This window comes from Methylobacterium sp. J-072, from assembly GCF_022829425.1.
GTDB lineage: Bacteria > Pseudomonadota > Alphaproteobacteria > Rhizobiales > Beijerinckiaceae > Methylobacterium.
The window spans coordinates 1-12410 of sequence record NZ_JAKSYK010000164.1 but is presented as its reverse complement, the minus strand read 5'-3'; the positions used below and the strand labels follow the sequence as shown (position 1 = coordinate 12410).

Here is a 12410-nt window from a genome sequence, read left to right as displayed (position 1 = left end):
TTCTTTGCTAAAATATTGGTTCGTGAGGTATGCGACCTCGGTGCGGTTCTTCGCCTTCAGCTTCTTCATGATGTTGCGGACGTGAACTTTCACCGTGCTCTCGCACATGTTCAGCTCGTAGGCGATGATCTTGTTCGGCGTGCCCTTGCGCAGGGCACGAGCGACGCTGAGCTGCCGAGGGGAGAAGTCGTGCTCTTCGGGGGCTTGGTCCGTGGTGATTTCCATCCCCGCTAGAAGGCCCATCATACATGCGGCTGGCATGTAGACGCCTCCAGCGCGCACGAGCTGCAGAGCCCGTATGGCCACTTCCAGAGAGATGCTGGTTGGGATGTAGCCTTTGACGCCAACCCTCAGCACTTGAACAATTTGATCGGGGCTCTCGTAGTCGGACATGACCGCCACCCTCACGCCCGGAGCGTAGGCATGGATCTCGGCGAGCTCCCGAACGATCTGATCCCGTTCCGCCTGAGGTGTGCTGCCGCCTGGTAGGCACAGTAGAACGGTGTTGGCCGAGGACGATGCCGCCGTGTCTTGCCAAGCCGCCACGCTCGGGAAGCCTTTAAAAGCAAGGTTCGGCCGGGCATCGCGCAGGGAAGCGAGAAAGCATTGGCCGATGAGCGGGCGCCGATCGATGACGACAAATGTGGGCTCAGTTCCCAACTCGATCTGGTTCAGATGCTGCCTAGACAGAATGGCGCCAGCATGAAGCCCCGGCACACTGCTATCACGAACTTCAGATCTGATTTCGACCAGGGTGGACATTGTCTAACTAGCCCTATCTCCCGAATACAATAATGCAATAGACGCAAAATCAGTAAAAAGGAGTCAAAAAACTACTTAGTATGACAACATGCTATGCAACTTGGGATTGCAATATAGAAATGATTCGCGTTACTGTGGGCGAGTAACGGCGTCCTGGCTGGGGCTTGGGAAATGGTACGTTGCCAACCCAGGACCGGCACGGGGGTCAAGACGATCGGCCCAGCTGATGGGCATCTGGTAATACGGGCTGACAGGTTTTGTATCGGGAGGACGCGAAGCAAGGTCGGGCCGGAGCCCGTGGTGACGTGGTTCGGCCCTGTGTCATTCGGCCTGCAGGCCGGAGCGACAAGCAAGATGTAGCCTATGAATAAGACTGTATGAGCGCGGCAACTGCTGAGGTGACGCAAACAAAAGAGGCCGCCCCCGAGGGAGCGGCCCGAGTCTAGGTGTGCAGTCCCGGAGTGTGATGGTACATCATCAATCCTGACGCGTCAGGAGGAGGATGGCCTATGGCAAGCGTTCTTCACGGCAGCGCCCGAACGACGCCGCGTATTCGAGCTGAGCTCCAAGCGTCGCAAGAAAGTAGCCGCGCCCTGGCCGCCGCGTACGGCCTGAACCCGAAGACGGTCGCCAAATGGCGTGGGCGGGCTCTGACGAGCGATGCTCCGATGGGCCCGAAGAAGCCCAAGAGCACGGTCCTGACGCCAACCGAGGAGGCCATCGTGGTCGAGTTCCGGCGTCGGACGTTGCTGCCGCTCGACGATGTCCTGGGCTGCCTGCGCGACACGATCCCGAACTTGAGCCGCTCCGCCCTGCATCGATGTCTGCAACGGCACGGCATCTCCCGCCTTCCGGCAGCCGAGACGACGCAGACGCGCAAGCGCTTCAAGACCTACGAGATTGGCTACTTGCATATCGACAGTTGTGAGCTGCGCCACGCCGACGGCAAGTTGGTCATGTTTCTGGCGATCGACCGGGTTTCGAAGTTTACATACGTCGAATTCTACGACAGCGCGGGCAAGATGGAAGGATCAGCCTTCCTCAGGAACGTCGTGGCTGCCTTCCCCTACAAGATTCACACGGTGCTGACCGACAACGGCATGGCCTTCGCCGATCTGCCGAAGAACAGGACTGGGCCAAGCCGACAGTTTCTCGGACCGCACATCTTCGATCGCGTCTGCATCGAGCACGGCATCGAGCATCGCCTGACCAAGCCCTACCATCCCTGGACCAATGGGCAGGCCGAGCGCATGAACCGCACGATCAAGGATGCGACCGTCAAGGTCTTCCACTACGAAGATCTGGAGAGCCTGAGGGCGCATGTCCTGGCCTTCGTCACAGCCTACAACTTCGCCAAGCACCTCAAGGCGCTCCGCTGGAAGACCCCGTTCCAGACCATCTGTCACGCCTGGACCAACGACCCAGACCGGTTCAGGATCAATCCGCACCACCTCATCCCGGGACCATACACCTAGTGAACTCGCCGTCACGATCGCGCAATTGAACGCCCTGATGCAGGTCCTGCGCGCTGCCGGGGCCAGCTTCCCGCCCGCAGACCACACGGCGGATGGAATGGCAATTAGCCATGAGGCTCTTGCCTCAAAAACCGAACATGGCATGCTCGGCGTCATGGCAAGACGGCATTTTCCCCAGTACAGCGTCCTAACCCGCCGCTGTTCCCTTCATCCGCACCGCTTCCGTTGGCTGCTCATCTCCAACGATAACGCGCACAAGATCCATGCGCCGATCTCGTACAGTACCGAGTCCGAAGCGTTGGAATGCGGGATGGCCGAGGTTCTAGGATCTGGCGGTAGTCGACGCAGTCTAGGCTGATCCAGGTGGGGTGGGACGCGCCAACATAACAGCCACGGTGACCGCGTTGCGGTAGGTTTTATCCTGCCGTCCCTGCCCTGCCTTCGCCTCCGGGGCTGGGGCTAATGCAACCGCAGCAACCGCAATGTCCAAGCTGTAGCCACTCGCGAAGTGATATGGCCCCGCATGGGGGTTCCGCATGAAGGTATCGACAGCCGCGACGATCTCGCGGCTGGTGATCGTGCCAGCCTTACGAAGGTCGGCAACAGTCTGATATTCATCGAGCATGCTGAAGAGATAATAGAGGCCAGGCACGCCGCCAGCCTGTGATCAGATCGGGCATCGGGGCCGAGCCGGCTGGGCGTCCTGGCACTTCACCTGCTGTGCCATCTGCTCATCGCCGTCCGGGGCATGTGTAATTCACTCTCGTTAGATACAAAGCCTACGCTGATCCGGCAATGAGCATCCAGTTCCGCGCCTCAGCGACGCGATCTTCATCCGAGGTCACAGGCATATCGGTGATCACCCGGTCAACGATATCTCGAATGTTCTCATCATCCAGGCCAAGACCGTGCCCGAAGCCTTGCAAGCGCTTTATGAGACGCTCGGCAACGATCCCGTGATTTGGTTCGATTTCGTCGAGCATGCTCTCAATCCCTAGCCGGATGCATCAGCGAAACTGCGGCTCAAGCCGCAGGTGGACGCACTGGCCACCAACGCGGGTGAGCAACCTGGAAGTTACAGCAGCCAAATATTTGGTACGTTTTCGTACCTATCTCAATAGAAAATGAACCACGCCGAGCGGCCTTCATGTAAATCTAATTCATTCTGAATGTAATATTTATACTTCTTTTATGCAACACTTTGCGTTATGGAGAAGTATACTATATTCATTGAGTTGCCAGCCGTATCCGGGCGCTGGCCGTTGAGGGACATCGCGTGCTCTCGCCCGAATTAGGCGAGCTCCGTGCCTCTCCTCCAGCAATCAGACGTTCGTAACAAGCTCCTCCGAGCCCTTCCGCCGGAGGATTTTGCCAGCCTTCAACCCGCGCTGCGGGCCGAGCAGATGCTTCTGCGGCAGGTCGTGATCCCGCCTCATACGGCGATCCAGGCAGCCTACTTCCCCGAAGAAGGCTTTATCTCCATCACTCTGGACGGCGAGAATGGTCGGGTCGAGGTCGGGATCGTTGGGCGGGAAGGTGTGGTCGGTGTAGGCCCGATCCTGCTGGGTGACGACCGTAGCCCCCACACGCACTTCGTGCAGATGGCCGGTCGCATGTTAGTCATTGACGCGGACGCGCTGCGCACCGCGGTCGAGCGGCACCCCGCCCTGCGTCGCCTTCTCCATCGCTACATCCAGATCCAGTACGTCCAGACGGCCCAGACGGCGTTCGCCAACGCGCGGGGCAACACCGCGACCCGCCTCGCCCGGTGGTTGCTGATGTGCCACGACCGGGTCGAGGGTGACCAGATCACGGTCACGCAGGATTTCATGTCGTTCATGCTGGGCGTCGAGCGTCCGGGCGTGACGGCGGCCCTGCGAAGCCTGGAGAAAGACGGCTTGGTGCGGATGGGATTGCCCCGGTTTGGTGGCTCTTGCTCACTTTGCGTGGACGGCGGCGGATTGACTCGGGCCGGTGATCGCCTGAACGGCCCTCCCCACCGTGCAAGGCATGCATATTCCCTTCGCCATCCCCGAGTGCCGCATCGAGCGCGTCATCGAGCAGGATCCGGACCGCATCGTCATCCAGATGCGACAGCGAGGAACGAGCAGTCGGTGTCCTGATTGCGACCGCGCGAGCCGGTCCGTGCACAGCCGCTATCACCGCCATCCCGCCGACCTGCCGCTCTCGGCATCACAGACGGTGCTACGCATCGAGGTTCGACGGTTCTACTGCTGCAACCCATCCTGCCACCGGCGCACTTTCGTTGAGTCGCCGTCCGAGCTCCTTAGCCCTCGCGCTCGACGCACGCGGCGGCTGGCTGAAGCGCAGTGGCGGGTTGGCATCGTCTGCGGTGGCGCGGGCGGTGCGCGTTTGCTGAAGCATCTGCGCATGCCGGCGAGCCGCGCAACCGTGCTGCGGCTCATCAGGGCCCTGCCAATGGCCGACGCACCGTCACCTATCCACGTCGGCGTCGACGATTGGGCGATGCGGAAAGGCTGCCGCTACGGCACGATCGTGGTGGACCTGGACCGCCATCGCGTGATCGACCTTCTTCCGGACCGCACTGCAACAACGCTGGCCGGCTGGCTCGAACGGCGGCCTGACATCCGGGTCGTCGCCCGAGACCGCGCGAGTGAATATGCCCGAGGCGTCAGCCTCGGCGCACCCCGAGCGTTGCAGGTCGCCGATCGGTGGCACCTCCTCGCCAACATGCGTCAGGCCGTCGAACGCTGGCTTCATGGTGCTCATGCTCAGCTTCGGGGCCTGACGCCCGCCCCCGGCTCGGCAGATCTTCCGCCCCGGCGCGATCACGCCTTCCCACGCAGCACCCCGGAGCTTGACGCGGGGGCGGAGAGCCGGACGAGATGGCGAGCCATCTACGACGAGGTGCGTCGACGGCGTGCGGGCGGCGAGACGCTGCTCGGGATCGCCCGCGCGATGGGGCTGGCTCGCGCCACTGTACGCAAATACGCTGCGGCCGACATCTTCCCAGCCCGATTGCCCCATGGTGCCGGCCCGAGCCTGCTCGATGTGCACGTGGGCTACCTCGTGAGGCGGATCGGCGAGGGCTGTGAGAACGCCATGTCACTGTGGCGTGAGATCCGGGAGCGCGGATACCCCGGCACGAGCCGGCAGGTGCACCGCTTCGTCGCCGAGCGTCGGACGAAGCCGATCCGGTCGGGCCGTAAGCCCCGAAACGAGACAGTAGGCATGGCGGAGCGGCCTGCGGCGGGAAGCCTGCTGCCGACCGCGCGGCAACTTGCGTGGCTCCTCGTCCAGCCGACCATGGCTTTGGATGCGGCCGCCGCCGCCGTTGTGACCCACGTCGAGCAGGACGAAACCGCCAAGGCGGTCGCCGGTCTGGCACGCCGCTTCACCGCCCTCGTCCGCGCCTCGGGTGTGAACAAGACGGCGACCGAGGGGCGGGCTAGCGCCGCGGATCTCGACCCTTGGATCACGGAAGCGAGGGCTTGCGGCGCTCCTGCCATCGCCACCTTCGCCTCGGGACTGGACGGTGACGCCGCCGCGGTTAGGGCTGCCCTGACCGAGCCCTGGAGCAGCGGTCAGGCCGAAGGCCAGATCAATCGGCTCAAGCTGATCAAGCGCCAAAGCTACGGCCGGGCAGGTCTCGATCTCCTACAGCGCCGCATGGTCCTCGCCACCTGATCCACGCAAAGTGAGCAAGAGCCACAAAAACGGGGCAATCCCAATCTCGCCCTGGGTCACCTCGGAAATCTTGCGGAGGTCGGACACGGTCGGGTTGCTGGCCATGCCGGAGAGCTACTGTGTCCGGCCTGGCCCGTCCATGAGACCGAGGCGGATCGCCAAGGCGAGCACGACTGGTCCAGTCACAGCGCCGCCGCTCATCGACCCGGTAAACACCATTGGTACCGGGGATCTCCTCGACTTGATGCCCGGCCGCGCGTAGCGCTGCGACGGCCCGAACAAGGCGATCCGCGATCATGGCTCAGCGCTATCGCGGTCCGATCGATCGAGTCTACTGCGCCGGCCGGGCGGCCATATCATCACGGCTCGCCCGGCCTTGCGCACTCCCGACCGCGACGCGGCTGGTAGGGGCGTAAATAAGCAGTTCCGCATCGAAGCAGCAAGCTATGGTGCTAGCACCGTAGTTACGCACGGGAGTACAGCGATGACTTAGTATCGAAGCACGAAGCTGCCGGCCTCAATGCCTACGAGAGCAGCCGTTTTGATCGCAGATGTAGATGCCTGTCTCGGCCTGCATGACACAGGTGCGCGGAGGCGTTGGGATCTCAGCACGGCGATCGTGCTCAACCCACCGCTTCACGAAAGCCGCCGAACAGGACGGCAGGGGCGTGATCGCTCCAGCGGAACTCGACGCCATCACCACGGCCGCGACTGCAACAAGACCCGTTAAGCGCATTGTCCCTCCTCCGTCTCACCTGCGCGATCACGCCACCGGCGGCTTGCCGTGCTTGGCGAGCACATCGTTGATAGCCTCGGTCATCACGTCCTGCAGCGTCACCTCGCGATCGAGGGCAACCATCTTTAGGGCCTTCCACGCCTCAGGTCGCGCGCGGACCAAGATCCCGCGGCGGCCGTCTGGCTGGCGCTTGCCGCGCGGAGGTTTCACCGCGGCCGTCTCGGCCTGTGCGGCTTCTTCCATCACTGCCAACGGTGCAGCGGCTGGCGTCTCGACGGTCTTCGGAGCCAAGCGGGCGCCGAGGTTGGCGAACGAGGGCTTCTTGCTCACTTTTTCGATCCCTTGATGCCGAGCGCGCGGCGGGTCTCCTGCCACAGCTCCAAAACCTCGCTGGCCGCAGCGCTGCCCGGCTCGAACTCGCCGACAGCCTGCCCGCTGGCGAGGGCATGCGCGAACGCGGCCCGGGTCGTGATCTGGCCGGCCCAGGGCGTCGCACTCATGGCGAACAGCGCCTCGCGGGCCTCGGTCACGACGTGCGCCGGCTGGACGCCTCGCCGGGGCGGGGCCGAGTTGATAACCGGTAGCACCGGCTTGCCGATCGCGCGGGCCATCTCCAGCGTCGCGGCTACCGCGGCGATATCAAAAACAGCCGGCCGGAACGGGATCACGGCAAGGTCGGCCACGCGCATGGCGGCGGCGATGTCGGCCGTGTTGTGCGGTGGGGTGTCGACGAAGCACCAGCCGATCCCATCCTTGCGTGCCGCCTCGATGGTATCGGGCAGATCACGGGCCTCACACTTCACCAGGACCGGCGTCTCGGCCTGGCGCAGCTCGTGCCAGAGGGCGAGACTGCCCTGCGGATCGGTGTCGATCAGGAGGGCCGGCGCCTTTGGGGCGTCGGCGTAGACGGAAAGGTGGGCGCATAGCGTGCTCTTGCCGCTGCCGCCCTTTCGGCTGGTGAAGGCCACAACTCGCAACGTCCGTGCTCCCGTGTCTCGCCATCACCGTGCAGGCGCAGCGTGAAACACCCGTTAATCGCTGCCTCAGTGCTAAATCATCGCAGCAGCGCCGTGCGGTCGTTCGAGTGCATTGACGTAGCGTGCTAGCACCATAGCGGCATGGCTTGCTGCGGTGCTGTCGGTGTGGCACTCTCATGAACGCAATACAAGTCCTGTTATCTTGCGTTGGAGCGGATGGGCCCGTCATGATGGTCTTTGGTCCGAGGCAGACGGCTCCCGGCGAGCCGTGGCAGGCGAGCGTCAAAGGTGTCGCCTGCAACTTCCCGACCTTCGAGGAGGCGCAAGCCTGGATCGAGGCCTGCCGGGATGCTGGGCATGTCGTCGAAGGCCTCGGCACTCCGATCACGTGGGTGGCGACAGCCGCCTCGTGCTGATCGCCGGGACCGCCCCAGCCCTATCGCCTTGCTTCGGAGGTTCGCCGTGGATGTTGTCGTGAAGCCGACTGGGTCGGAAGGCACATTGTGGAGCCTGAAGGATCGGCTGGGCCGAGTGCTCGGCGCGATCGAGCAGGATGGTGAGATGCTGTTCCAAATCATGCCCGAGCCGAATGGCACCCTTAAGAGCGTCCCGCGCACGCACCCCACACTGGATAAGGCGATGACGGCCGTCGCCGGGCACATGCACGGTGAGTGCGCGCTCGACAGCCAGGACTTGGGCTGAACAGATGTCGGGGCTTCCAGCGGTCATCGAGCCTGTCGAAGCCCTGCCGCCGGCGCAGGCGGACGACGACGCACAGATGGTTCGGCTGTGGCTGGCTCGATCGTCCAGCCCGAACACGCGCCGAAACTACGAACGCGAGGCGCGACGCTTCCTGACCCATGTCGGCAAGCCGCTCGGCTCGGTGCGGATGGGCGAGTTGCAGGATTACGTCGCCGGCCGGACCGGCTCGTCGGCCACGGTGGCGCTCGCCGCCTCGGCGCTGAAGTCGCTGTTCACGTTCGCCCAGGAGGTCGGGTTCCTGCGGTTCAACATCGGCGCGGCCGTGAAGGTGCCACCGATCAAGAACACCCTGGCCGAGCGGATCATGTCCGAGGCCGACGCGCTGCTGATGATCCGGCAGGAGCCGGCCCTGCGAAACCGGGTGCTGCTGACCGTGCTGTACGGCGGCGGCCTGCGCATCTCGGAGGTGTGCGGCCTTCGCTGGCGCGATCTCGCAACCCGAGATGAAACCGGCCAGGCGACTGTGTTCGGCAAGGGCGGCAAGACACGGGTCGTGCTGCTGTCGGCCGCGACATGGAAGGTGCTCACGGCCCTGCGCGGCGAGGCGCTGGCCGATGCCCCGGTGTTTCTATCCCGGAAAGGCGGGGCGCTCGACCCGAGTGCGGTCCACCGGGTGGTAAAGTCGGCCGCGGCGCGTGCTGGCCTGCCTGTGGAGGTCTCGGCGCACTGGCTGCGGCACGCTCACGCCTCGCACAGCCTCGACCGCGGGGCACCGATCCACCTCGTGCAGGCCACGCTCGGGCACGCCTCCGTAGCGACGACAGGGCGCTATCTACATGCACGGCCAAGCGAAAGTAGCGCTCGGTTCCTAGGGGTGTAGGCAAGCAGCGATGTACGGAACTACGGTGCTAGCACGACAGTAGCGTGCGGATTTCGCCTGGATCATGGACCAGTCAGGCCACCGGGATCCGAGGATGGTGGCCGGCTACATCCGCCGGGCGAACGCCTTCAAGGGGCACTCGGGGAGTGGGTTCTTATAGGCAGAAGTCGCTCAGGTCGGTCGTTCGGGCCGCTAGTTAATGATGCGCAGCCGGAACGGACGACCGGCGATGGCCCCGCCCAGTCCCGGTGTTACCGACACAGGCAGACAGCCCGCGATCCCAGACAGCGCGGCGGACACGAACGCCCGCTGCTCGTCTGGCCCGCCCGTCAGGCGGGAATGTGTGATCCGTGGCTGACCTAAAAGGCTGCCGTCCCGCTTCAGGCTGAGTAGGACCGTCACCTCAGACCAAGCCGCGGCCGCCGGCGCGGCGGTGATCTGCGCACAGCCGCCGAGCACCTGCCAGAGCTCGGCCAGGGACGCCGCTGGCTTTGAGCGCTCGAGTGGGCCGGCTACGGCCGCAAGCGGCGGCAGAGAGATGATCGCAGAGGCAGCGCCGACCGCCAGAGCGATCAACGCCCCTCTCAACGAAGGCATCCCGCGATGTGCAGCCCGGCCCGGCCGCAGGGCAGCGGTGATCTGCAAGGGACGTTCGGATCCTACACCCGCCACGATCCGCCGCCCGAGCGCATCGTCTTGTGGCCGCTGGCTTTCGCCGGCTCCTGGGTTGCCTTCGGCGCGACACCCGGTCGTACGGGGTCGAGCAACTGACCGATAAGGCCGAGGGCGTCCACTTGGTCGTCGTGCACGCCAGGCACCGGACCTATCCGAGCTGCCCCTGCGTTAAGCCCCGCGTCCTCGGCAACATGCGGATGAACCATGGCGATCGATGTCCGGTCCGAACTACGTCGACCCATAACCCTCAGCTTCGCCGTCGTGGCGGCCGTGCTACTGGTCTGGTTGCTCGTTGTCACCGTCGTTCACGCCAAACACCGGAGAGCCTTCGAGCAGCAGATGAGCTCGCTCCAGACGGAGCAGGCCAACCTACAAAACGAGTTGGCGCAGCAGCGTCTGGCCACCGGCACCCTATCGGCTTTGCAAGCCAAGATCGCGATGACCGAACAGCAGGGCCGTCAAGCCAATCAGGACATCGAGCAGGTTCAGAGCCGCCTTGCAGCACTGCGTCAGGAGCAGCAGGCGGCCGAGCAGAAGACAGGCGAGGCGACCAAGGAACAACAGACGCAGACACAGCGCCTCAGCGATCTGCAGGGACAGATCCAGCAAGGCGAGCAGAAAATCGTGCCGCTCCGTGAGGCGGCGGACAAGGCGGATCAGGCCGCCAAGGCTCGTACCCAGGATCTTGCGGATGTCGGCGCTCGGCTGGAGGAAGCTCGCAAGCAGGAGGCGAAGCTGCGCCAAGACCTCGCGGCGTTAACACAGGAGAGCGCAGCCAAATCAGATCAGCTCGCTCAGGCCGAGCAGAACCAGCAGACGGCCCGCGAGGGGGCAGCAACCGCGCAGAAGGCGCTCTCCGACGCGAAGGTCGAGACCGAGAAGACGTCCAAGCAGCGCGCCGACTTGGAGCAGGCGACTAGCAGCTTGAGCGCGAGCAAGGACAAGTTGACGGCCGACGTCGGTCGCATCAGCCAGCAACTCCAGCAAGCGAAGGACGGGCTCGCCTCCGCGCAGAAGGATGTCGCCACCGTTCAGGCTGACCGAGACCGTATCACTACCGAGCGCGATCAGACCGAAGCAGCCGTCAAGAAGCTACAGGAGAGTTGAGACGGCCTGAATGCCGCCGTCGAGGCTCTGCAGAAGCGGCAGACCGACGCGCAAGCACAACTTGCGTCTCTGACCGAGAGCCTAGCTAATCGGAATAAAGAGCTATCCGACTTGGACGAGAAGCTGAAAGCGGCGCGACAGGAACTGGCAGGCGTGCAGGGTGGCCTCGCTGATGCCCGAAAGCAGCTCTCCGAGCAGCCTGCACCGGCAGTGCCAGTGCAACCTTCAGGTGCCGAGCCGAAGCCGCAGTGAGATATCGCCACAAGCGTTCTTCAGCTCTCGAAGATAGTCTCCGTCGCCGGAGCATTCTGCGGAGCCATATTTCGGCGCGTTTGCGATCGGATGCCTACACCCGCCAGGATCCTCCACCAGAGCGCATCGCCTTGTAGCCGCTGAGACCGTCGTTCGGCTTGGGTGGCGCCTTCGGGGCGACGCCAGGCCGGACGCGGTCGAGCAACTGGCCTATGAGGCCGAGGGCATCGACCATGTCGTCGTGGACGCCTGCGGGGAAGCGCAGTAGCTCGGCCTCGAAGTCCTTCCGCCAGGGGGGGGCGTCGCCCGGGATGTACAGGCCGCGCATTGGCGATATGCGGGCGCGGATGGACTGGGCCGGTGGCTACACACGCTGGACGCGTACACGCGGTCCAAAAATGGCAAACGCCCCAGGAGCGTGTGCTCCTGAGGCGCTGCCGACCTAAGCGGCCAGTCTGATCGGGCTGGGGATGCGAAGGTCAACCGAGTTATAACATCTTCTGCGGCAAAGGGCGATGAAGAGGACCAGTCCCTCACCCGCCTGCCGCATACCCCGGCCCGAAGGCCGAGAGCAGCTCGATCTTAGTACGAGCCGAACTTGTAGTTCAGGCCGGCGCGGACCACGGCGAACTCGTCGTCGCGGCGACCGATCGGGCTGGAATAGGCCGGGGCGAGGTTGGCGGCGTTGACGAGCAGGACGCCCTGGTTGCGGGTGCCGCGGTCGAGGTTCACGTACAGACCTTCGATCTTGAACGTCACCGCCGAGGAGCGGAAGAAGTTCAGGAACGAGTCGGTGGGCAGGGCGAACTCGACGCCGCCGCCGACGGCGTAGCCGGTGCGGAAGCTGTCGTTGCCGGCATAGCCGCCGAAGGAGCGGTCGGCGCTGCCCGAGCCGTAGGCGAAGCCGCCGGTGCCGTACACGAGGGTGCGGTCGAAGGCGTAGCCGAGGCGACCGCGCACGGTGCCGAAGTAGTCGAGGCTGGCCAGGCCGCGCGGGTCGTTGACGATCAGGCCGGGCGCGATCGTGCCGCCGCTGACGAAGGCGTTGTTCCGGTCGCGGCCGAAGTCGAGGTACTGGGCGTCGGCCTCGATGCCGACGACCACGCCGGAGCCCGGGGTGAACTGATAGTTGTAGCCGACCTGGGCGCCGCCGGAGAAGCCGTCCTGGCTGCGGT

The 12410-nt window shown here is 64.3% G+C and carries 17 protein-coding genes; 9 read left to right on the top strand and 8 right to left on the bottom strand.

Annotation, left to right across the window (positions count from 1 at the left end):
* On the bottom strand, positions 1 to 762 hold a 762-nt coding region (locus MKK67_RS18585), incomplete at its 3' end, for a LuxR C-terminal-related transcriptional regulator (protein ID WP_243967649.1).
* Positions 763 to 1271: 509 nt separating this feature from the next.
* Between MKK67_RS18585 and MKK67_RS18580 the strand changes: the two genes are divergently transcribed.
* Both MKK67_RS18580 and MKK67_RS18575 read left to right on the top strand, forming a co-directional pair.
* Positions 1272 to 2237, top strand: a complete 966-nt coding sequence (locus tag MKK67_RS18580) for an IS481 family transposase (RefSeq protein ID WP_243967647.1) — start codon at positions 1272 to 1274, stop codon at positions 2235 to 2237.
* Between the two features lie 25 nt (positions 2238 to 2262).
* Positions 2263 to 2595 carry a hypothetical protein gene (locus MKK67_RS18575; RefSeq protein WP_243967640.1) on the top strand — a complete coding sequence of 111 codons (333 nt, stop codon included), beginning with the start codon at positions 2263 to 2265 and terminating at the stop codon, positions 2593 to 2595.
* Here the strand turns inward: MKK67_RS18575 and MKK67_RS18570 are convergent.
* Positions 2587 to 2889 (bottom strand): hypothetical protein, encoded by a 303-nt coding sequence (locus MKK67_RS18570; RefSeq protein ID WP_243967629.1) that lies wholly within the window; start codon positions 2887 to 2889, stop codon positions 2587 to 2589. The two genes, MKK67_RS18575 and MKK67_RS18570, sit on opposite strands and share 9 nt — an antisense overlap.
* 127 nt (positions 2890 to 3016) lie before the next feature.
* A complete protein-coding gene (locus tag MKK67_RS18565; RefSeq protein WP_243967627.1) occupies positions 3017 to 3220 on the bottom strand; it encodes a hypothetical protein in 204 nt (67 codons plus the stop codon).
* Between the two features lie 321 nt (positions 3221 to 3541).
* On the opposite strand from MKK67_RS18565, the gene MKK67_RS32795 reads away from it, so the two are divergent.
* Together MKK67_RS32795 and MKK67_RS18555 are read left to right on the top strand one after the other, a co-directional pair.
* Complete coding sequence (locus MKK67_RS32795; RefSeq protein ID WP_243967625.1) at positions 3542 to 4360, top strand: Crp/Fnr family transcriptional regulator; 819 nt, start codon at positions 3542 to 3544, stop codon at positions 4358 to 4360.
* Positions 4248 to 5906 (top strand): ISL3 family transposase, encoded by a 1659-nt coding sequence (locus MKK67_RS18555; RefSeq protein WP_243967616.1) that lies wholly within the window; start codon positions 4248 to 4250, stop codon positions 5904 to 5906. The genes MKK67_RS32795 and MKK67_RS18555 overlap by 113 nt, the downstream gene beginning before the upstream one ends.
* A gap of 763 nt (positions 5907 to 6669) precedes the next feature.
* Here MKK67_RS18555 and MKK67_RS18550 read toward each other — a convergent pair.
* The gene (locus MKK67_RS18550) at positions 6670 to 6972 is read right to left on the bottom strand and encodes a ribbon-helix-helix domain-containing protein (protein ID WP_243967607.1); all 303 of its coding nucleotides are present in this window, start codon (positions 6970 to 6972) and stop codon (positions 6670 to 6672) included.
* Positions 6969 to 7610, bottom strand: a complete 642-nt coding sequence (locus tag MKK67_RS18545; protein ID WP_243967651.1) for a ParA family protein — start codon at positions 7608 to 7610, stop codon at positions 6969 to 6971. The genes MKK67_RS18550 and MKK67_RS18545 overlap by 4 nt, the downstream gene beginning before the upstream one ends.
* Positions 7611 to 7846: 236 nt before the next feature.
* On the opposite strand from MKK67_RS18545, the gene MKK67_RS18540 reads away from it, so the two are divergent.
* Genes MKK67_RS18540 through MKK67_RS18530 form a run of 3 tightly spaced genes read left to right on the top strand, consistent with a single transcriptional unit; the run spans position 7847 to position 9201 of the window.
* Positions 7847 to 8035, top strand: a complete 189-nt coding sequence (locus tag MKK67_RS18540) for a hypothetical protein (RefSeq protein WP_243967599.1) — start codon at positions 7847 to 7849, stop codon at positions 8033 to 8035.
* A gap of 46 nt (positions 8036 to 8081) precedes the next feature.
* Entirely contained in the window at positions 8082 to 8321 is a 240-nt protein-coding gene (locus MKK67_RS18535; protein WP_243967591.1) for a hypothetical protein, read from the top strand.
* A 4-nt stretch (positions 8322 to 8325) separates the two neighbouring features.
* Positions 8326 to 9201, top strand: a complete 876-nt coding sequence (locus tag MKK67_RS18530) for a tyrosine-type recombinase/integrase (protein WP_243967583.1) — start codon at positions 8326 to 8328, stop codon at positions 9199 to 9201.
* A gap of 192 nt (positions 9202 to 9393) precedes the next feature.
* On the opposite strand, the gene MKK67_RS18525 is transcribed toward MKK67_RS18530, so the two are convergent.
* Entirely contained in the window at positions 9394 to 9846 is a 453-nt protein-coding gene (locus MKK67_RS18525) for a hypothetical protein (protein ID WP_243967572.1), read from the bottom strand.
* A 234-nt stretch (positions 9847 to 10080) separates the two neighbouring features.
* Here MKK67_RS18525 and MKK67_RS18520 point away from each other — a divergent pair, with 234 nt between their 5' ends.
* The gene (locus tag MKK67_RS18520; RefSeq protein WP_243967564.1) at positions 10081 to 10983 is read left to right on the top strand and encodes a chromosome partitioning protein ParA; all 903 of its coding nucleotides are present in this window, start codon (positions 10081 to 10083) and stop codon (positions 10981 to 10983) included.
* A 111-nt stretch (positions 10984 to 11094) separates the two neighbouring features.
* Positions 11095 to 11235, top strand: a complete 141-nt coding sequence (locus tag MKK67_RS18515; protein WP_243967556.1) for a hypothetical protein — start codon at positions 11095 to 11097, stop codon at positions 11233 to 11235.
* Positions 11236 to 11329: 94 nt separating this feature from the next.
* Here the strand turns inward: MKK67_RS18515 and MKK67_RS18510 are convergent, their stop codons facing one another.
* Positions 11330 to 11563 carry a hypothetical protein gene (locus tag MKK67_RS18510; RefSeq protein ID WP_243967547.1) on the bottom strand — a complete coding sequence of 78 codons (234 nt, stop codon included), beginning with the start codon at positions 11561 to 11563 and terminating at the stop codon, positions 11330 to 11332.
* A 254-nt stretch (positions 11564 to 11817) separates the two neighbouring features.
* Positions 11818 to 12410, bottom strand: a 593-nt coding sequence (locus MKK67_RS18505) for an outer membrane protein (protein ID WP_243967539.1), incomplete at its 5' end; no start/stop codon positions are given.

Excerpts from the sequence above, each read along its gene's own strand:
- MKK67_RS18510 (WP_243967547.1), bottom strand. The coding sequence starts at position 11,563 with ATGCGCGGCCTGTACATCCCGGGCGACGCCCCCCCCTGGCGGAAGGAC.
- MKK67_RS18555 (WP_243967616.1), top strand. The coding sequence starts at position 4,248 with ATGCATATTCCCTTCGCCATCCCCGAGTGCCGCATCGAGCGCGTCATC.
- MKK67_RS18530 (WP_243967583.1), top strand. The coding sequence starts at position 8,326 with ATGTCGGGGCTTCCAGCGGTCATCGAGCCTGTCGAAGCCCTGCCGCCG.
- MKK67_RS18580 (WP_243967647.1), top strand. The coding sequence starts at position 1,272 with ATGGCAAGCGTTCTTCACGGCAGCGCCCGAACGACGCCGCGTATTCGA.
- MKK67_RS18540 (WP_243967599.1), top strand. The coding sequence starts at position 7,847 with ATGATGGTCTTTGGTCCGAGGCAGACGGCTCCCGGCGAGCCGTGGCAG.
- MKK67_RS18565 (WP_243967627.1), bottom strand. The coding sequence starts at position 3,220 with ATGCTCGACGAAATCGAACCAAATCACGGGATCGTTGCCGAGCGTCTC.
- MKK67_RS18520 (WP_243967564.1), top strand. The coding sequence starts at position 10,081 with ATGGCGATCGATGTCCGGTCCGAACTACGTCGACCCATAACCCTCAGC.